Origin of the sequence: Pseudoalteromonas caenipelagi (genome assembly GCF_013140855.1) — a bacterium.
Lineage (GTDB): Bacteria > Pseudomonadota > Gammaproteobacteria > Enterobacterales > Alteromonadaceae > Pseudoalteromonas > Pseudoalteromonas caenipelagi.
In genome coordinates this window covers 796,555-816,474 of record NZ_JABBPG010000002.1, presented here as the reverse complement: position 1 = coordinate 816,474, position 19,920 = coordinate 796,555, and the positions used below count along the sequence as shown (strand labels likewise).

The following is a 19,920-nucleotide window of genomic DNA, read 5'->3' as shown; positions in this document are numbered from 1 at the left end:
AGTTTCTCCTGCTCGATACTGTATAAAGCGTTAATTTTTTCAACATAATAGTTTGCTATAGCCGCTCTTTTAGGTCGTCCATTAGCACTGAGCAAATCGGCTTGAACACTCAAGGGAGTATCAAGGCGATGCCAACGCGCAACTTGGGCGTAATCAGGCAATAAGCTGTTAATGTCTTCAACATGCTGTGAAAGAAGACCGTGGGAAATATTCTCTGGTGCCCATATGAGCGCACATAAATAAGGTTTAGCTTCACCAAATACCACTACCTGTATGGGAAAGCTGGCACTTTGCAGCATAGATTCCGGCCATTCAGGGGCTATGTTTCGGCCAAAGCTGTTAATTAGTTGATTCTTTTTCCTGCCAACAACAGTCACAACCGGAGTTCCCGCTTGTTCATCAATATTGACTAAGTCTCCAGTTGCATACCACTGATCTTTAGGATGCTCTGACTCACCCAAATACCCCAAAAAGATAGGCCCTTTTATATATAGTTGGTTTTCAATTGTCTTAATTTGAATGTGACCTAACGGTGCACCTACTGAACCTTCTTGCTCCGGGTTGGTGTTTAAGCACACCACAGAGCTTGCCTCTGACAAGCCATACCCTTGAAAAACCGGTAGGCCAAGGGTTCTTGCTTTTTCCAACATAGAGATAGAGACATGCGCTCCACCGACCGCGATGAAAGCTAAGCTATTTGGTGGTTGCCAGCCTTGCTCACACGCTAATATTAGAAACTTCAAAAGCTCAGGTACTAAAATCATGCTATTAGGCTGATAGTGCGAAATGGCGCTAAGTAAAGCGTCGCCATCTTTTAACTGACTGCCACAAAATCCTAGTTTTTCGATAGGCAGTACTTTAATCTGACCGCCACTGAGGATAGGGGCATAGACGCCTGCGATATTTTCAAGTAATACGCCCAGTGGCAATACGCATAAATGCTTGGGCGCACTTAAGTTAATACGCTCACACAAACTGTTAGCCACGGCTAATTGGCTATGTAAAGACAAGCAAACACCTTTAGGCTGCCCAGTTGAGCCAGAAGTAAATGTGATTTTTTGCGTATCCGTAAATAACGCCACGTCATCTGACCCTGACAAGTAATACACCCACAGCTTTTGCTCGAACACGGTTAAAACATCAAGCGCAATATGTGCTTCTAATTCTGTTTGTGAAATGAATAATTGCGCACCCGCTTTTTGTATCGCAAAGTCACACTGAGTTTGGCTAAAAAAGGTCGGCAAAGGCAAAGCTGCACAGCGGGTTAAAGTTAAAGCAAGGTCTACTGCTACCCATGCAAGGCCATTTGCAATACTGTGAGCAACACAACTTACTTGTTGATAGTTAATAAACTCAGCAAGCTGTTCGACCTGCACCAGCAGCTGCTCGGCACCAATGTGATGCAGTTCATCAACTAACACGATTTGTTCTGAGGGCGTATCTTTTAGCTTTTGAATAAGTGCATTCATAGTTGTAATCCTGAAACTAGCTCGCTGACTTCATTACGGTATTGCTCTGCAAGCTTGGTATATAGCTTGGTCGTATTAATCACTTGCTGCACATTTTCTAAGTCGACCACACATACTTTAGGGTCAGCGTCATAGTAGCTACCATAATCTTTGGCACTTGCCACTTTACTAGGTTGCGCTGGCGTTAATTCGCAAATTGGTACCTGGCACAAAGCCATTAGCTTTCTTACTTGCATCGTACCTGTAAATGTTAGAAATCGAATATGCTGAGATAATAGTGCTTGAGCAACCACTATGAAGTGTCCAAGCGTTGCGCTGCGGTGCGTAGAATACAAATTACCTAACTCTGCAATCTCGCTACGGTGGGTACATTGTGGTAAAAAGTTTTCTACTGGCTGTTCTAAATACTGCTCAACAAACAACGTATCGGTTGTCGCAATGCGCAGCCCTAAAACACAATAGCCTTGAGGGGTATTTAAACAGCTCAGTAATGGATAAAACTCGTGTAAGTCAGCAGCATAGGCTTTTGCAAAACCGGTTTTGACCTGCAATTCCAGTTCTAAACGGCCATTTTGGTTATATTTAGCCCAATGCAAAGCGCTCGAAGGCACGGTTAAATCATGAATTGTCATTGCGGTCATTTGGCAACTCCCCTAGAAGTGATATGTTTAATTTAGGGAAGCAAAATTAAGTAAACCTTAAGACTTCTTAATTTTTATTATTTTTTAAAAAAAATCGCTTATAGCAATGTTCTAGACTGATTTATGCGCAGGCCAGCCGTTATAATTGAATCAATATCGAGCTTAGATTTAGGTCTAGAAAAGTAATAGCCCTGTAGTTGTTGGCATCCTGCTTCAGCCAGTATTTTTGCCTGCTCCTGGCTTTCGACGCCCTCTGCGACACAGTTTACATGTAAGCTTTTGGCCATATTAACAATAACCAATGCCAGCTCACCTTTTTTACGGTTCTCATTTAAGTCTGCAACAAACTTTTGATCGACCTTAATAGTGTCAAAATTTAGGTCTTTTAAATAGCTTAGACTCGAGTAACCGGTACCAAAGTCATCAATTGCAATACTAATGCCACGCCGTTGAATTTCAATTAAGGCTTTTTTCATAACGTCTAAATTAGAAGCAAGTGAAGATTCAGTAATTTCAATCTCAATGTTACTGGGTGGAATATTGTTTTTGTCTAATAACATCAAGACCGTTGCCATAAATTGGGGTTCAACTAGCTGTGAAACTGAAATATTGACACTCAATACCAATTTGGGCATTTTTACTAGCCAGCCTGAAAAATCCATAAGTGCTTGAAATAATAGTTGGTATGATACTTTGTCAATTAAGTTTGCCTCTTCAGCGATAGAAATAAAGCTTTCAGGGCCTTTTATCTTCCCTCCGTGGTGCCAGCGAGCAAGCATTTCTAACTTTTCTAACAAAAAGCTCTGAGCATTAACTACTGGCTGATAGTAAGGAATAAACTCACTGTCTTTCAATGCGTTTGCAATAGCTGCTTCTTGCTCTATGCGCAGCTCTGCAGCATGATCAAGCTCTATGCTGTAAAACTGATAATCACTTTTACTGACTTTTTTAGCTCGATACATTGCAGTATCGGCGTGCTTCATCAACATATCTGGTGATTCGCCATCCTGAGGATACATCGCTATTCCGGCGCTAATTGATAGTTCAACTTGTACTTTTTCCAGTTCATAACACCCAGAGGCAATATTAAGAATCTTGTTCACCACCTTAGCAACTTGATGCTTGTCTTTAATTGCATCGAGCATCAACACAAACTCATCGCCCCCCATACGTGCGACGGTATCAACGCTTCTCACGCCATTAGAAAAACGATTAGCCACTTTTTTCAGCAGCGAATCGCCCACATCATGGCCTAACGAGTCATTAATCTTCTTAAAGTTATCTAAATCAACAAAAACCACAGCAAACTTATGCCCTTCTCTTTGCGCGCGTTTGCAAAACTGGCTCAGTCGCTCTTGTAATAAAAGCCGATTTGGCAAGCCGGTTAACACATCATGATGTGCCATATGTGTGAGTTTTCTAGACATAATACGCGACTCAGTGACATCCTGAAAAACCATGACGGCACCAGCAATCTCACCATTTTTAAGATATATGGGAGAAATAGAATCCTGTATCGCAAATTCTAGCCTTAAGTGATTTTTAACGCATGTTAATTCGGGTAAACTCATCAGCTGATTATTCTTGATGCACCTATCTGTGAGCCCAGTAATCGCCTGTTTAGTATCTTCATTGTAAAGCGGCATAACGTCATCAAACGGTAAACCTTTAACCTCTCTTGTGAGTTTAGCTAAAACAGCTTCTGCAACAGGGTTCATATAAGTCACTTTACTATCCACATCGGTGCAAATCACACCATCTCCAATTGAGCTAAGTGTTACTTCAAGCAATTCCTTTTCTTGTTCTAACACGTCCGCCAACTCTAATTGTTCAGAGATATCATGTAAAAAACAGACAGTCGAATAATGACTATCACTTTCAAAAACGGTTGCTTTTAAATCTGCGGTTATCTTCCTACCGTTGCTGCTAATGATTTGTAAACCACTTTCAGCAAATGTGTGCTTCAAATCTAGCTTGTGAGATGAGAACAACATTTGGCTTGACTCGTCCAAAAACAAAGTAATGTTTTTTCCTTTAATTTGCTGTTTGTTTAATTGCACTGCTGACAAAAAGCCTTCACTTGCGTCGATAACAACCCCTTTACTATCTAGCACTAAAATAAGCTCAGGACTCAATTCAAATGCATGTTTGCTAAAGGTTTTAAGTTTTCTTAAACGCGTGACCAAGCGCTCAACACCTTGTTTAGATCGGCTTAGCCTTAAGGCAATCAAAAACCCCACCACCGAAGCTAAAAACATGGTGCTTCCTAATGTCGGTAGGCTTTCTTTGAAAAGCGATAGATTTACATAAAGAACAATATGGGCGGCACCTCCCAGTAAGAAACCGAGCAAAGCGAGTAAGTTGCTCCCATAAGCAATAGCAGATAAAACTAACAAAGCGACGGTTGCAATCATAACAAGGTTTAAATGAGTCAAAGAAATAACTGACAGCAAACTAACAAAAGCCAAAGCAGCGAACATGTGAGTAAAGGTGTACGTCTGTGCAAGAAAATGCTTTCCTCGCCTCACGTAAGCAGATAAGAAAGGAACGCCCATTAACAGCGCAAATACGTTACCGAACAGCCAATGTTGAAAAATTGCCAACCAACTATATTGACTAAAACTACTGACAAGCGCTGCACTTATAGCACCAATAGCAAGTGAAGGCAGTAACATAAATAATGTGACTCGCCTGAACACTACCAACGCAGAGGTTTGCATCACATCAAATTTAATTTTTGTTCGTAACAACTCGCAAAGTATAAATGCGCCAGAAAGATTCATAAAAATAAAGAACCTTGCCACAGTGCTGTTTAACGAAAGGGAGAACACAAGGTAACTAAGTATCCCCGCGACGGCCAAAAAAGTGCATAACCTAACACGGACACTATGATTGACAACAGCGCCGATTAACCACAGACCACAACCACTTAACGAAACGATTGTCAGCTCAGAAGGAGCATAATAAAGCGCAGCAAAAGCAACTGTTAAATAACCCATAACCCAAATGAACAGGTGTTTCATGTTGGTCAACCTAACCTTGGTTTAAAAAGAGAGAAGCATTTCCCAGCTTAAAATATGAGCTAGGGGTACTGATTATGCAAGTTAAGCACTTAATAATGAGGGTTTTAACCGGATTTTTTAGGCGAAAAAATTAAAAATTATCTATGCTCTAGAAAATGCAATCTGTGAGTCTGTTTGATGTATCATCAAAATGATGCCACTTTGGCCATTAAAAACGTCGTCCGTGTAGCCAATATCATTGCCAATCTTGACACCATTTTACAAGAGGCAAAAAACCTTTCTTTGACAGCCAAGAACGCGCGAGTCGTTGCACTTCGAGCTGGAGATTCTGCCTTCGGCTTTAAACCAATTACAAATTTCATCGACGAGTTTTCTGAGCTCACCATCAAAACAACAAAAAGTATTTCAATGCTCTCGAGTAATTTATTTGAAATCGCGCTGTCCGTGGTCAGATATAGTGACTTTCAACTGCGATTAAACATCGCGGCACAATACACTGAGCACACAGACATTCACCACTTACAACAACAAGGGCGTTTGGAATTCATTCGTACAGTCAAGCAACTAGAGTCCGCTGTTATGCATTTAGAGGGGTATTTTGAAGACATTTTAAAACAAATGCGTAGCGCCGAATATATCGCAGTAACTAGCCGCGTTGAAGCCTCTAATGCTGGAGAGTTTAGTGAAAGCTTGCAATCAGTTTCAAATTTCATTGCAGGAGCCGCAAAAAATATAAAACACGCCATAAATGAAAACTTAAAAGAAATTAGCCTATTAAAAGGAGCGCTACGTTGAAGTCAACAGAAATCTATAGCTCCACCACGCATACATGGATTGTGCTAGGTAGAGACTCTCAGAAAAGCGAAAAGATCATAGACACTAACCAATACTTAATTAAAAGTAATGATGAAGCGATTATTCTTGACCCAGGTGGTATTGAATTATTTTCTTCGATGCTGGCTAGCTTATTGAAACACGTAAAGTTAGAACAAATAACTACGCTGTTTGCATCCCATCAAGACCCCGATATTATCTCTTCTTTGGGGCTGTGGGATAAAGCGCTTCCTCATGCTACCTTGCATGCACCATGGCTTTGGGAGGGCTTCATTAGGCACTTCGGAATGGATAATATTCAATACCAGTCTATTAAAGATGAAGGCGGGGAGATAAAAATCGGCAAAGCTGCATTGAAGTTTATTCCCGCACACTACCTGCACTCTTCTGGTAACTTCAATGTCTACGACCCCAAAGCAAAAATTTTAATGAGCGGCGACATTGGCGCAGCACTTGAAAAAAATGAACCGCCAATGTTTGTTGAAGACTTTGCTAGTCATATAAAGCATATGGAGTATTTTCACCGTCGCTGGATGCCATCCAATCGTGCTAAGAATAATTGGGTTGCACGTATTCGCGAGTTAGAAGTTGACATGATGGCACCACAGCACGGCCGAATATTTAAAGGTGAGATGGTGCAAGAGTTTTTAGAGTGGTTTGCAAGACTTGATGTGGGCAGTGCGAGCGATTAACTCGCACTGCAACTAATACGTTAAGATGCAGTCCATACCGCCAATTCATTGCCACTGGGCTCAATGAAATGAAACCTACGCCCGCCTGGAAAACTAAAAATGTCTTTGCTGATGGTGCCACCGGCTTGCTTAACATTAAGCATTGTTTGCTCAAGTTCATCGCTATACAACACCACCAGAGCACTGCCATTGACGGTATTGCCAGCAAGCTCACTTCGGAAAAAACCACCATCCAAACCTGAATTGCTAAACGCAATATAATCAGGACCATAGTGCTCAAATTGCCACGCGAAAACTTGCTTAAAAAATTGCTCAGTTGCAGCTAAATCTGCGGCCGCAAACTCAACATAATTGATGTGGTTGTTCATCGTCATCTCCTTATTAAAAACAAATTAAGTAATCAGGCAAACACAAGTTGTTGAGCACATACGGTCAATATTGTGTTTATTCACCTTCGACCAATGTCTGCTGGTTAAAAAAAGCACAAGCTATACATTGAACTGGATACAACATGTAACTATAGGAGATCACTATGATCAAGAAAATTCTGACTGTTTCAAGTCTATTGCTTTTATTATTCTTTTACTCAAATAGCCATGCCAGTAACTGTACGGACATCAATGAATATCCAAACTGGCCACAAACTAACTGGGCTGGGGTGCCGAACCATGCCCTAGCTGGCGATCAAATGCACTATGATGGTGTATTATATCAAGCTAAATGGTGGACCAATTCGCTACCAGGCAGCAGTAACGCTTGGCAAAAACTAGGTGTATGTAAGCAGACACCTCCCCTTGATGGTGCATTTAGTCGCTATGGCAAACTGAGTGTATGTGGGAAAACACTTTGTGATAAAAACAACACCCCTGTACAACTGCGTGGTATGAGCTCTCACGGTCTGCAGTGGTTTGGTTTAAATAAGTGCCTGACTCAAGACTCCTTAGCCACTTTGGCTAACAACTGGCGCGCAGATATACTTCGTTTAAGTCTTTATGTTCAAGAAGGTGGTTATGTCACAAACCCCGCTAGCTTCACTCAACAAGTCAATCAACTGGTTGCTTTAGCCAGTGATTTAGATATGTATGTGCTCGTTGATTGGCACCAGCTAACACCTGGCGACCCCAACGACAATTTGCAGTACGCAAAACAGTTCTTTCACGATATCGTTGCTGCCAACAAGCATCGTGATAACGTTATTTACGATATCGCCAATGAGCCTAATGGCGTAAACTGGCAGCGCATTTATGACTATGCGGTTGAAATAATACCAACAATTAGAGCTTTAAATCCCGATGCTGTGATACTCGTTGGCACACACGGTTGGTCAACATTTGGCGCGTCCGATGGGGGGAGCTATTTAGATGTGCTCAACAACCCTCTGCCATTTAACAACGTGATGTATACCTTTCATTTTTATGCAGCATCACATCTGGACTTCCACCGAGATATGTTGGACAAAGCATCTAACGTACTCCCCGTATTTGTCACAGAGTGGGGAACGCAAGATTACCGAGGAGAAGGGCCAAATAACTTCGCCAGTGCACAAGCTTATCTAGACTTAATGGCTAACAAAAAAATAAGCTGGACTAATTGGAACTTTTCTGACGATTGGCGCTCTGGTGCAGTATTCAAAGTAGGCGCTTGCCAAGCTGGCACATTCGATGACTCACAGCTCAAAGAAGCGGGTATTTGGGTGAAGCAAAAAATAGCTACCGGCCGCTAGATTGCATGTAAGAGTTACCACTTTTTAATTGGTTACTTGCATCGTACTATGCAAGTAACCAAACGAGTAACTAGAATTTACCAACCACTTTTACGTTATCGGTTACTTTTGCACTATCTACATAACCAATCGCATCAGCATTAGCCGCTACAAAATCGATAACAGCTTGCTCATTGTCTAACGCTTCAGGCGGTGTTCCCTTACCCGTAAATATTAGCTTCGACCAATATGCTTTGTATTGGCTACTCGATTTTCCCAACACACTGGTTGTAAATTCATCCACTGAACTACCACTGTTCAGCCCTACCGCATTTACTTTTGTACCGTCACTAAATGACTTTGTTTTGCCAAGATAGATTTTTGCTATCGCATCTTTATCAATGGCAGCACCGTTGCTTGGGTTAACAATAACAGCCACTTCAGCCTGCGCACTTACATTGATTGCTAAAAACATGCATGCTGCAAAATACTTTTTCATGTTTGCCTCCTAAAATACCAAGTCAATAGCAACCGCTATAACGTCATTGTCTTGATTTGTTAAATCATTGTCTTGACGGCTCCAATCGACCTTAAAGGCAGCAGATGGATGAAAGTCATATCTAGCACCTAAAGTGAGCGTATTTGTATCTACGTGAGTTGCCCTCAATGCACCATTGAGCAGGTCCCTAACTAACGGGGCATTTGGATTGCTAGGATCGGTCGATAAAGGCACCGTTGCACCATTCGCCAACGTAATTGTTTCAGGTACTTTGTTAAAACGGATGGTTGGATGTTTATCTTCATTGCCTTCGTAGGTTAGGTGTACCGTCCAATCTTCCATTCTATACCCAACCGATACGTAGTACTGAGACTGCTCTGGCAAAAGGCTATTTTCGGCTTCAACTTCTGTGTATTCACCATCTAGAAGAAAGTTATTGTAATCAATAGCAAACCCAAGGCCTAAGAATGTGCCATCATCTTTATCAATAACCAGTTTGTTTAACTCTTCCTGTAAGCCATAGGTTTTTAATAAAGTGGATAATCCAACCAAAGGTGCTGAGTTATTTAAGCTAATCGTTGTTTCGGCTACCATGTAAGAAGCCCGCAAGGTTAACCAATCTTTCGACACTGTCCAGTTTAGGCCTGTAATATCATTTAGACTGCCATCATCTTTGTTAGTGATCGCTTTAAAGTCTCCTTCTGTGCGGCCATAAACAGCTTGAATAGACGAATCCCAATTTCCAATTGTCGATGTATATAAAAGACTAATACCGGTAGGTGCTGGCGTGTTTAAACTATAGACTGACGTTGGCGGACGCACCCAACGATACGCATAGCCAACTTCAATAAAATCGGAGTACCTGAACAAAGGTAGCCTCATTTTTCCCAGACTCACACGCAAACTATCGCTCACATCATAACTGATATATGCCCAAGCAAATTCAGCGTCGTAATCTTCGCTGCCTCGGGCCACTAGTTGACCCGTAGCACTCAGCCCATCCCCCAAGTCTGAAGATATCTGTAATGCAATCATGGTTTCATTGCTAAATGATATGTCATCTTCATAATCAAATAGTTTCATATTGTCGTCGGTTGCAGTTCCAGCAACAATAGAGGCAAAACCATTGATTCGTACATCGGCCCCATATGCGGCCCCATTTATGGCACAGCATAAAGCCACAGCTAATAATCGTTTTTTCATAGTGTCATCCCAAGTGATAATTAATAAAAATAAATATCAACTTGAGTATAGGAGCCAAATTCTCTTTTAACGTAATAATGTCAAAAGAAATTTTCATTATAAAAGTGTTTTTTAAGGTTGTGAATTTTGATACAAAACTGCACTTTAATGCGTGCCAAAATAAAACATGCGTGCCAAAATAAAACAGCCCTCGTGTGAAGAGGGCTGTTAACATGTAGAGAAATAGAGATAGTTAAGCAAGCTTGCGCAGCAGCCCTTGTGTGTTCTGGCGCATCGTATTCGAAACCATAAAGTAACCAATCGCGGCCACAAACCCTGCTCCCGTAGCCGGCCCTAAAGCCCACACATAAGGGTGCATTTTTCCTTCAACATCAAATAATTGCTGCTGGATCACCAACAAAGCTACATCACTGACCAACGCGGCTACAAATCCAGCAATTGCACCTAACAATAAAAACTCATACAAGGTTGCCAATTTAATGAGTCTTCCTCTTGCACCTAGGGTGCGTAATATCACCACTTCTTGCATTCGTTCAGCAAGACTAGCTTGAACTTGAGACACAAGCACTAACGCACCACTGATAAGCACAATCGCTAGCACAAACCCTATCGCCAGCGACACTTGTGCAATAATAGATTGTGCTTGCTCTAAACGACTTTTTATATCAATCATACTGATCGTTGGATAGCGCTGTAACATACGACTTATCGCTTGTGTGTGACTGTCATCCAACTTGGCAGCGCTAAAATAAGTCACAGGGATCTTACCTGCCATATTCGGACTCAAAATCATCACAAAGTTTGGCTTTAATGTGCCCCAATCTACGCTTCTAAAACTTGTAACAACCGCATCAAAACGTTGCTCATTTACCAAAAAGCTAATTGTGTCACCTAGCTTTAGATCTAAGCGTTCTTGCCAACCGTCGAATACTGACACTTCGATTTGCTCACTTTGAGAATTGCTCTCAAACCACTTGCCCTCGGTGATCTCATTTCCCTCAGGAAGCTCTGTCAGCCAAGTTAAATTAGGTTCTCGATTCACTCCTTCTCGCTCACCTTCGCCCTGCTCTTCGCCTTCTTGACGTGATACTCTACGCGCTAAAGTCTCCCCATTGATAGCATCGACACGCGCGTTAAACACAGGGAAGAATGCTTCATGTACAATATTATGTTGTTCAAAAAACTCATCTAATGGTTGCACCTCATCTTGGCCAATATTAATCAAAAACATGTTTGGCGCATCTGCGGGCACTTGAGTTTGCCAATCAGAAATCATGTCATTTTTTAATACCACCAAAAACAGCATCAGCTTAATTGCTAAAGCAAAGCTAATGAGTTGAATCGCATTTGCGTTGGCACGCTTTTGCAAAGTTGCGATGGCTAATGACCAACTAGACCCGGGGCTTAAACCTAACTTTCTGCCAGCGCTAAAAATCAAACGGGAGAGCGCAAACAGCACAGCAATTACCAGCAATGTTGAACCAAACAAAATAAGCGTTGTTAGCAATTGCCCACTAAACATCCACATCAATAAAAATATAGTGATTAAAGATAGACAAATATGAATACGGCTCAAAGCAAGCTTATCGCCCAAGCTGCGGCGTAGGACACGCAATGGTGGAATATCAAACAAATCTAATAAGGGCTTTAGCGAAAACATCAGTGCGCATACAACACCGATAAAAATCGACAATAGCCAAGGCTCTAGACCTGCAGGCGGCAACTGTGCTTCCATAAATTTGGCTAAATACTCAGCCCCAAAGTGTTGCAATACAAAGCCAATTAAAAGCCCCACTAGGATTGAAAATCCTGTTACCAGACTGAGGTGCAGTAGATAGATGTTGCGAATGACGCGACGACTACCACCGAGCGTTTTCATCATCGCTACAGGGTCATATTGGCGTTCACAGTAACGCTTTGCCGACACAGCCATTGCGACTGCAGCCAGCATAATGCCAAACAACCCAGCCAAGAGCAAAAAGCGCTCTGCGCGCGCCAAGTTATCACCCAAAGGAGATTGCCTGTCTTTAATACCTTGCCAAGATTGGTTGGCTTTCAGGTTGGGCTTCAACCATGTATAAAAATCGCTTAACTGTTGCTCTTCACCTGCGAACAGTAAACGGTGAAACACTCGACTTCCTGGCTGTACAGCCTGAGTTGCTTCAATATCATCATAATTAAGTAACACTCGCCGATTGCCCGCAAGAGAAAAAAATGGTGCATCAGGCTCGTTTACCAGTACCTTGCTCACAGTAAAAATTCCAGCCCCTAGCTCGACTTTATCGCCCACTTGCAAAGCGAGACTATAAAATAAGCCCTCACTTAACCAAACTTCTCCTTTATCAGGTGCCCCTCGAATTTCATAAGGCGTGCTGTTTAAGCTGTCTTTTAGTGTAACTTTCCCTCGTAAAGGGTACTCAGATGACACCGCTTTGACCGACCCTAAAACCAATTCTTCGTTGGCAAATAGCATAGAATCAAAGTACAGCATTTTTGCCGTTTTCAATCCAAACTCTTTACCTGCTGTAAGGATGCTCGAGTCAATCGCATGATTACTCGATAAACGTCGGTCAGCCGCTATGAAATCACTGGTTTTTTGTTCAATGTTTAAACCTATTCTCTGCGTGACCGAAGACAAACTGAATACCGTGAGTACAGCCAAGGCAATAGCCGCAAAGATGATTGAAAGTTCACCTCTGCGAAATTCCCTACTAAATAATTTAAATGCTAACTTAACCCACATAAGCCGCAGCTCCATCACGAATCGTTTCTAATTTTCCGGCCTCGATATGAATAATTCGATCACATTGCTTGGCGAGCTGTTCATCATGGGTGACAAGTATCAAAGTTGTGCCATTTTGTTTGTTCAAATCAAATAGCAATCGCTCTACGAGGTGGCCATTTTTACTGTCCAAGTTTGCCGATGGCTCATCCGCAAACAGTAGCTTAGGAGAGCCAATAAATGCTCGGGCAATTGCCACTCGTTGCTGTTCACCGCCAGATAGTTGTGAGGGGTAATGATCTAATCGATGTGATAAGCCCACTTTGTCTAATAGTGCTAATGCTTGCTGTTTTGCATTACTGTCGCCCGCCAGCTCTGCGGGCAACATAACATTTTCCAGCGCCGTTAAGCTTTGTACCAGCATAAAAGACTGAAATACAAAGCCAACTTTTTTTGCCCGTAGTTGAGCTCGCGCTTCTTCATTTAATTGACTTAATAGCTCGCCATCTATGCTGACATCGCCTTGACTTGCTACATCTAACCCAGCAAGTAAGCTAAGCAATGTAGATTTACCAGAACCAGACGCCCCAACAATCGCAACCGACTCTCCCGACTTGACAGAAAAATTGATATCACTGAGGATAGTGAGCTCGCCCTCAAGGGTATTTACTGACTTTGTAAGCCCTGTGACATTAATGATATTTAACTGAGAAAGTACTGACATGACGCGTTTTTCCCTAAAGTTTTTAGTGTTTTTTATGCTTGTGCTTATGCCAATTAGCAGCTTCGCCAAAGACAAAATAATGATTATTGGAGATAGCTTAAGCGCAGGCTACGGCATTGAACAAGCACAAGCTTGGGTTAATTTGTTACAAAATACATACGATTCACAGCAAAAATCGATCGATTTAATCAACACAGCTGTCAGCGGACAAACAACAGATAACGCGTTATTGAAAATTGATGCTTGGCTTACAGCCCACAAACCCAGTCATGTATTAATAGAATTGGGTGGAAATGATGGTATTCGAGGTTTTCCTGTAAAGCTTCTGCGAAAACATCTTCTTGAACTTGTGACCAAAAGTCAACAAGCGGGCGCTCATGTTGCGCTGATGGAAATTCATATACCACCTAACTTAGGGCCACGATATACGACTATGTTTACGCAAAGTTATAAGAAGGTGAGTGATGAAACTGGCGCTTACTTAATGCCTTACTTTATGATACCCATAGCAGTAAAGCCCGAACTCATGCAAAAAGATAACTTGCATCCAAACAGCGAAGCTCAGCCTTTGATCAGAGATTTTATGGAAAAAGAGATTGATGCTTGGTTGATGAAAACCAAAGACAATGTATAAACGGGGCTATTCACGGGGCAAGAAAAATAATAGTTAGAAAACGTTCCAGCTCTGTCATTTTAGCAATGGCGGAGCTGGATGATTAGCATATTATGCTTTTGATTGCGTCAGCCATCTAATAAAGCTTCTTGCTTCACTGGCAGTTGAAAAACGTTTGTTTTTCAACCCAGTTTTATCTGCAAAAATAACATTGCTTTTATTGACTGAGATAGACAGCACAGGCTGTATAATTTGGATCATAGATCCATTGTATTCATATGACATAGAAAACTCACAAATTTAACGCCAGTGTTCTCTGGCTAATTAACATATAAGCTTCACTACAGTTTTGACGATATTCCCAAAGATTACGGTCTTTTTTTAAGACAAGTTCCAACAGAGCGTTGGTAATTCGGTCGCCGTACAATAATTCAGCTTTCAATTTTTTAATGCTGGCTTACTGGATCAGGGTAAGAAAGGACATTACTAGTTGCTCTTACAACATAGAGCAAGACTAAGCCTAGGATTATACCTTTATATGCGAAGAATTTACAAGCACTAATTAACTACGCTATAAAATATCCCTTTCCAAGCCAACTTTTTTACAAACTACCTACAGGCCCGTTATTTTAGATAAGTGAGTACTGAGGTTTAAATCTATCTGGTGGCTAGGTGAGTAAATTTCAACCAGCGCATCATCAAAATCTCCTTTACTGAAATGATCATAAATATTATTTGATAGCGCGTAAGGCTCGCTAGGCATACCTAAAAATGGGAAGATCATTCTATCTAACTCCCCGTCGCTATCTTTATCATGAATGACATTAATGGCATATCTCCCTGCAGGCAAGTTGTCAAATACCACAGGTGTGTTTGGTTTTTGAGGGGATACAATTTTTTTTGCAAAATAATGGGCGCGAGGATCACTAATGTTTAAGTCCGCGTGATAATCAGCACTGTTGTCATGGATCATAACCAGTAGTTGTCCTTGCTCACTAGATACATTATGTATGTTTATAACTAATTGAGTAGGTGCTCCTGCGACCGCATTCGCAGCGACCGCATTCACGGCGACCGCATTCACACTTTTTTTACTGGTGGACTTGCAAGCGGTTAATGCAACACCTAGGGCAGTCATGAGTAACACTCTAAGCATAACTATCTCCTTGTATTCATAATATGTTCAATTTAGCAGTTTAAGCATGCTATAAACATGGTACGTGTAGGGGATTTTTGTAAAATTGTGTAGAATAATTAGACATATTCTTACACCTGATTAGAGCGAGCTTTACACATGAACAAGCCTATTATTTCTATACATTATTGTGTGTTATGTCAGTGGCTACTACGAAGTGGCTGGCTTGCTCAAGAGCTACTAAGCACTTTTTCCGACGAGCTTCAGCAAGTCGCCCTTGTACCCTCTACAAAAGGCGTGTTTCAAATCTACTATAATGACGAACTCATCTGGTGCAGAAAAGTGGATGGCGGTTTTCCTGAAGCAAAAATATTAAAACGCAGAGTCAGAGATAAACTTGATCCCAAGCGCTCTTTGGGGCATATCGACAATTAAGTTATTTTAATAGAGATTGAAGATTAAATAGCATTTAGTTAGATTTAATCAGCATAACTCATACTGTCAGTGTTGAATTTAATCTATATTCGCCGCTGTTTTGCAAAATAAGTGATATGCTGATATAACAATATAAAAAAGGTACATCCATCATTGGATTAAATAATAAAAATGAAATTCAGTTTTAGCCATTTTGAATTCGACTGCGTGAATCTAGTACTTACCAATAATGGTAAAGTTTTTTCACTCAACGAAAAGCCAGCCAAATTGCTTGCCCTGCTTCTTATGGAATCAGAGCGAATTCATAGTAAAGATGAAATTTTAGAAGCCGTTTGGCCAGGTAGAACGGTCACTAATCAAGTAGTTTTTCAAAGCATCGGGCACTTACGAGCTTTGTTTGGTGATGATGCAATTAAAACGTTTTCTCGCAAAGGGTATCAGTGGCAATTACCACTTACACCTGTCACACAAGACAATATAGCTCAAAGCAATCAAGCAGCCTCTGAGGATAAAACCTCGCTGCAAGACGCGCCATCACATAATGATTCGCTGAGTGAACCTGCTACAAACAAAGTCACGAGTAAATCTAAAGCCGTATGGCCTGTTGCTGCAGCAGCACTTCTAGGATTACTAGCTGGTGTCTATTTTTTAGTTTGATCAATTTAAACTGAACTCGCATTATGTAATACATAGCAACTCATATACTGAGGGAAAGTTATGCTCAATGCATCAAATTGCGGTTTATTGGTAATTGATATACAGGGAAAACTAGCCACACAGGTTGTCAACAGTACACAGCTCATCGCTGGCACTGAAGCACTCATTCTTGGCTGTAAAGCGCTAGACTTGCCTATTGTCTGGTTAGAGCAAGCGCCAAATAAACTTGGTGCAACCGTGCCGCAATTGGCCAGCCTGTTACATCCTGAGCACGCGATCACCAAAACAACCTTTAGTGGTTATGCAAATCATACCGTTGCTCAGCGTATAAAAAGTGAGAACAAGCAATATTGGCTTGTGTGCGGTATTGAAGCGCATATTTGCGTGTATCAAACAGCACGTGACTTGCTTGCCAATAAATTTAAAGTAATGCTCGTAGAAGACGCTATCTCATCACAACATATAGAGCATAAAGCACTGGCGTTAAGTCAGCTGCAACATAATGGTGCGCAACTAACTAACGTAGAGATGTGTTTATACGAATTACTTGCTGATTCTCAACATCCACAATTTAGAACAATCTTAAACCTAATAAAATAAAGCTGATGTTTTGCTTGGTCGACAAGCTTAATGTGCGTACTTCGTTTAAGAAGTATGAGCGCCAGCCGTAAAGCCCCTTTACAGAGCTTTTATTCATTGCCAAGTTCTATCGCTTGGCTCGCCAAAACAGTCTGCAGTGCTTCATCCATTTTCTGTATAAAATCATGTTTGTAAGGAAACTTATTCAACGAGTCTTTTACATAACCTATATGCGCGGTGCGGCGTAATACAATTCGGTCTTCGACTATATGGCTTAGGTCAAGTTCAGGATGTAAACGTTTTACACTTCTCAAACCTAATAAGGTCGAAAGTCTATCATTGACATAGCAATCAATACGCTTTTTAGCCAATTTAATAATATTTGAATAGGTATCTTTGTTTTCCCACAACCTAATTTTGCCTTGTTTAGTGGCTTGCTCTAATCCATCATCAAGGATCATATACCCTGCATTTAATCCCACATTTATCGGGTTTGCCGTCGTGTCTTTTGATTCAATATCCGCTAATGAAACGCCAGCATTACAAAAAGCTACCACCACTTCCTCAAGTAAAGGTACGGAATACGGCCAAATAAAAGGTCTACGTTTAATATGCTTGTAGGGTGGTATCAATGCAAAGCTGTCGCCGTTTTCAAGCGCTGCAACACCTCTTTTCCAAGGAACAGGGTGAAGTTCAACAATATATTTATCATCAATAAGCTTTATCGCTTGCTGTACTAGGTCCACATAAATACCGGCAGGTTCACCGTTATTAACATAACTATATGGTGGGTAGCTCTCATCAACAAGAATGGTGACACGGTACTGAGGTTCCGCATAAACAAATGAAGCAATACTCAAAAATAACAACCACGTTGCGAATTTGAGAGTACTAAAAGTCGTCATTTCTGCAGCATTGGTTTTCACATCTTGCCTCTTATTAACACCTTGACTCTGAACGCTTTGCGTACTTGGCAGAAAAGAGCCCGACCTAATTTTGAGCTACACAATTAGTCTAGTCCAAGCTTTGGCACACGAAACGATAAATCTTACTTATAAAGTGAACTTCGATAACAGCGCTTCTTGCTCATGCGCATGCTCTGCAAGCGCATCACTGGCACAATATTGTTTATCTGCAAAACTCCCCACTTCAACACTAATATCATTGATATGGTTAGTATTTTTGTTAATTTCTTCAATTACAACGCTTTGCTGCTCAATCGCGGTCGCGATTTGAATATTGCGATCCATTAACTCTTTTACCGACTCAGTTATTTCATTGAGCATATGTGTTGCCTGTTCTGTTTGCTCAACACACAACTGGGTCTTGTCTTTGCTACTTCCCATTGAATGCTGTACTTGGCTTGAGGAAGCTTGAATTTGGTCAATCATAGATTTTATTTCTGTGGTGGACTCTTGTGTTTTTGAAGCTAAAGAACGTACTTCATCAGCCACCACAGCAAACCCTCTTCCTTGCTCTCCAGCCCGTGCAGCCTCAATCGCTGCGTTAAGTGCTAATAAATTGGTTTGCTCAGCGATGCCATTAATAACCGAGAGTATGTTCTCAATATTTTGACTATATTCGGCTAGCTGCGTGCTTAAAACATAAGAGTGCTCTATATCCTGTGCTAACGCAGTTATCTGCTCTTTAGCCTTTAAAAACACACTCTGGCCTTCAATTGTCTTGTCGTTAACTTGGGTGATTGAGCTGGCGGCTTGCTGTGCGTTACCAGCAATTTCGGTAGACGTAGTACTCATTTGATGCATGGCCGTCGCCAAACTGTCGATTAGCATAACTTGTTCATCAAGCTTCTTCATTGAGTCACTAGATAATACTTTCGCAGAGTCACTACTGCTCACAACTTTATCAGCACGCCCTTTAACACTGGCCACTAACTGGCGAAGCGAAGCCAAAAATAGATTAAATTGCTGCGCAACAACACCACACTCGTCTTCATTCACTATTTCGAGCCGTCTCGTTAAATCTCCTCCACCACTGGCTATTTCTGTAATTGCTAGCTCTAACTCTTTGAGTGGTCTTAGTAAATGAAGAGCCAAAGCTCTGACACTCACCACTCCAAGCACAATGGCTATCACAGCAATAATGAGCGAGTTTAAAGTAATATCAAACAAGGTCTCATAGGCTAAAGATTTATCTATCAAAACCGCCAAGTACCAATCGGTTCCATACTGATTTGCTAGCTCGTGCAGGTAAAATAACTTAACTCCCTCATTAGTTTTCACTTCTTGTAACTCACCGATTTGGGTGATAGACAATGCTGAATCGATGCTATCGATACTTTTACCATTAAACTTAGAGTTTTGATGACTAATAATTTTGCCATCGCCAGAAACTAAAAATGCATACCCTGTATTATCAAAGTTAACCGCATTAACGCTTTTGGCTATTACACTCAAACTAAGATCACCACCAATGACTCCTTGTAACTTTGCATTTGCACTAATAGGAGACACAACAGAGAGCAACAATTCCCCCGTAGAAGCATCGATATAAGGGCTGGTAAATGCCGTTTTTTGCTGATTTTTACCGAGTTGATACCAGCCTCTTTGGCGAAAATCGACATTCGGTGGGTTCTGCCTATTTGGGTCGTTTGAGCGCAATTGTGTTTCATTTTCCAAAGTTCCAAAAACAAGTAAAAACTCTCGCTTCAAAAATGGCGTGTTTAATTTTTTATTGAACTGTTCAACGCTAAAATCATGCTCTAATTGACTTTTAATCACATTTATTTGGTTGGCTTTAATAGTGAGCCAATTATCAATACTAATGGCCAATAGTTGTGAGCTGTCACTTACATATGCCTGTGTTTTAGTTCGCACAGAGTCACTCACAAACCAATAAGTAGATAGAGTGGTCACAGAAATAATGAGTAAAATAACAATGGCTGAGGCCACAGAGAATTTAGTACGGATCTGCATTTTAGCCGCCTGAGCAAAAATCAACCGAATCTGTGAAGTGTTGACTATAATTCGAT

General features: G+C 41.2%; 18 protein-coding genes and 1 pseudogene. 7 read left to right on the top strand and 12 right to left on the bottom strand.

Annotated elements, in window-relative coordinates; all coding sequences use genetic code 11:
• Positions 1 to 29: 29 nt before the first annotated feature.
• From HG263_RS22340 to HG263_RS08210, 3 genes and pseudogenes are all read right to left on the bottom strand, one after another.
• Positions 30 to 1,469, bottom strand: a pseudogene (locus tag HG263_RS22340) (AMP-binding protein); the annotation flags it as partial.
• On the bottom strand, positions 1,466 to 2,110 hold the full coding sequence (locus tag HG263_RS08215) for a thermostable hemolysin (protein WP_171625583.1): 645 nt from the start codon (positions 2,108 to 2,110) through the stop codon (positions 1,466 to 1,468). The pseudogene HG263_RS22340 and the gene HG263_RS08215, both read right to left, overlap by 4 nt.
• Before the next feature lie 98 nt (positions 2,111 to 2,208).
• Entirely contained in the window at positions 2,209 to 5,133 is a 2,925-nt protein-coding gene (locus HG263_RS08210; protein ID WP_171625582.1) for a bifunctional diguanylate cyclase/phosphodiesterase, read from the bottom strand.
• A 177-nt stretch (positions 5,134 to 5,310) separates the two neighbouring features.
• On the opposite strand from HG263_RS08210, the gene HG263_RS08205 reads away from it, so the two are divergent.
• Complete coding sequence (locus tag HG263_RS08205; protein ID WP_171625581.1) at positions 5,311 to 5,928, top strand: chemotaxis protein; 618 nt, start codon at positions 5,311 to 5,313, stop codon at positions 5,926 to 5,928.
• Entirely contained in the window at positions 5,925 to 6,659 is a 735-nt protein-coding gene (locus tag HG263_RS08200; protein WP_171625580.1) for an oxygen-binding di-iron domain-containing protein, read from the top strand. The genes HG263_RS08205 and HG263_RS08200 overlap by 4 nt, the downstream gene beginning before the upstream one ends.
• Positions 6,660 to 6,679: 20 nt before the next feature.
• On the opposite strand, the gene HG263_RS08195 is transcribed toward HG263_RS08200, so the two are convergent.
• Positions 6,680 to 7,027 (bottom strand): VOC family protein, encoded by a 348-nt coding sequence (locus HG263_RS08195; protein ID WP_171625579.1) that lies wholly within the window; start codon positions 7,025 to 7,027, stop codon positions 6,680 to 6,682.
• 164 nt (positions 7,028 to 7,191) lie between these two features.
• On the opposite strand from HG263_RS08195, the gene HG263_RS08190 reads away from it, so the two are divergent.
• Complete coding sequence (locus HG263_RS08190; protein WP_171625578.1) at positions 7,192 to 8,382, top strand: cellulase family glycosylhydrolase; 1,191 nt, start codon at positions 7,192 to 7,194, stop codon at positions 8,380 to 8,382.
• Positions 8,383 to 8,452: 70 nt separating this feature from the next.
• On the opposite strand, the gene HG263_RS08185 is transcribed toward HG263_RS08190, so the two are convergent.
• The 4 genes from HG263_RS08185 to HG263_RS08170 all read right to left on the bottom strand — a co-directional run bounded on the left by HG263_RS08185 (position 8,453) and on the right by HG263_RS08170 (position 13,509).
• The gene (locus tag HG263_RS08185) at positions 8,453 to 8,860 is read right to left on the bottom strand and encodes a type 2 periplasmic-binding domain-containing protein (RefSeq protein WP_171625577.1); all 408 of its coding nucleotides are present in this window, start codon (positions 8,858 to 8,860) and stop codon (positions 8,453 to 8,455) included.
• A 9-nt stretch (positions 8,861 to 8,869) separates the two neighbouring features.
• The gene (locus HG263_RS08180; protein ID WP_171625576.1) at positions 8,870 to 10,063 is read right to left on the bottom strand and encodes a porin; all 1,194 of its coding nucleotides are present in this window, start codon (positions 10,061 to 10,063) and stop codon (positions 8,870 to 8,872) included.
• Positions 10,064 to 10,295: 232 nt separating this feature from the next.
• Positions 10,296 to 12,806, bottom strand: a complete 2,511-nt coding sequence (locus HG263_RS08175) for an ABC transporter permease (RefSeq protein ID WP_171625575.1) — start codon at positions 12,804 to 12,806, stop codon at positions 10,296 to 10,298.
• The gene (locus HG263_RS08170) at positions 12,796 to 13,509 is read right to left on the bottom strand and encodes an ABC transporter ATP-binding protein (protein WP_171625574.1); all 714 of its coding nucleotides are present in this window, start codon (positions 13,507 to 13,509) and stop codon (positions 12,796 to 12,798) included. Before HG263_RS08170 ends, HG263_RS08175 begins: the two co-directional genes overlap by 11 nt.
• On the opposite strand from HG263_RS08170, the gene HG263_RS08165 reads away from it, so the two are divergent.
• Positions 13,508 to 14,143, top strand: a complete 636-nt coding sequence (locus HG263_RS08165; protein WP_171625573.1) for an arylesterase — start codon at positions 13,508 to 13,510, stop codon at positions 14,141 to 14,143. The two genes, HG263_RS08170 and HG263_RS08165, sit on opposite strands and share 2 nt — an antisense overlap.
• Before the next feature lie 90 nt (positions 14,144 to 14,233).
• On the opposite strand, the gene HG263_RS08160 is transcribed toward HG263_RS08165, so the two are convergent.
• Together HG263_RS08160 and HG263_RS08155 are read right to left on the bottom strand one after the other, a co-directional pair.
• The gene (locus tag HG263_RS08160; RefSeq protein WP_171624919.1) at positions 14,234 to 14,383 is read right to left on the bottom strand and encodes a hypothetical protein; all 150 of its coding nucleotides are present in this window, start codon (positions 14,381 to 14,383) and stop codon (positions 14,234 to 14,236) included.
• Positions 14,384 to 14,735: 352 nt separating this feature from the next.
• Positions 14,736 to 15,278: a DUF2141 domain-containing protein gene (locus tag HG263_RS08155; protein WP_171625572.1), complete on the bottom strand. Its 543-nt coding sequence runs from the start codon at positions 15,276 to 15,278 to the stop codon at positions 14,736 to 14,738.
• Positions 15,279 to 15,416: 138 nt separating this feature from the next.
• Here HG263_RS08155 and HG263_RS08150 point away from each other — a divergent pair, with 138 nt between their 5' ends.
• The 3 genes from HG263_RS08150 to HG263_RS08140 all read left to right on the top strand — a co-directional run bounded on the left by HG263_RS08150 (position 15,417) and on the right by HG263_RS08140 (position 16,949).
• Positions 15,417 to 15,692: an Rdx family protein gene (locus HG263_RS08150; protein WP_171625571.1), complete on the top strand. Its 276-nt coding sequence runs from the start codon at positions 15,417 to 15,419 to the stop codon at positions 15,690 to 15,692.
• Positions 15,693 to 15,863: 171 nt separating this feature from the next.
• Positions 15,864 to 16,349 carry a winged helix-turn-helix domain-containing protein gene (locus HG263_RS08145; RefSeq protein WP_171625570.1) on the top strand — a complete coding sequence of 162 codons (486 nt, stop codon included), beginning with the start codon at positions 15,864 to 15,866 and terminating at the stop codon, positions 16,347 to 16,349.
• A 60-nt stretch (positions 16,350 to 16,409) separates the two neighbouring features.
• Complete coding sequence (locus tag HG263_RS08140; protein WP_171625569.1) at positions 16,410 to 16,949, top strand: isochorismatase family protein; 540 nt, start codon at positions 16,410 to 16,412, stop codon at positions 16,947 to 16,949.
• A gap of 89 nt (positions 16,950 to 17,038) precedes the next feature.
• On the opposite strand, the gene HG263_RS08135 is transcribed toward HG263_RS08140, so the two are convergent.
• The gene (locus tag HG263_RS08135; protein WP_343043965.1) at positions 17,039 to 17,854 is read right to left on the bottom strand and encodes a substrate-binding periplasmic protein; all 816 of its coding nucleotides are present in this window, start codon (positions 17,852 to 17,854) and stop codon (positions 17,039 to 17,041) included.
• A gap of 126 nt (positions 17,855 to 17,980) precedes the next feature.
• A complete protein-coding gene (locus tag HG263_RS08130) occupies positions 17,981 to 19,864 on the bottom strand; it encodes a methyl-accepting chemotaxis protein (protein WP_171625568.1) in 1,884 nt (627 codons plus the stop codon).
• Positions 19,865 to 19,920: the final 56 nt, after the last annotated feature.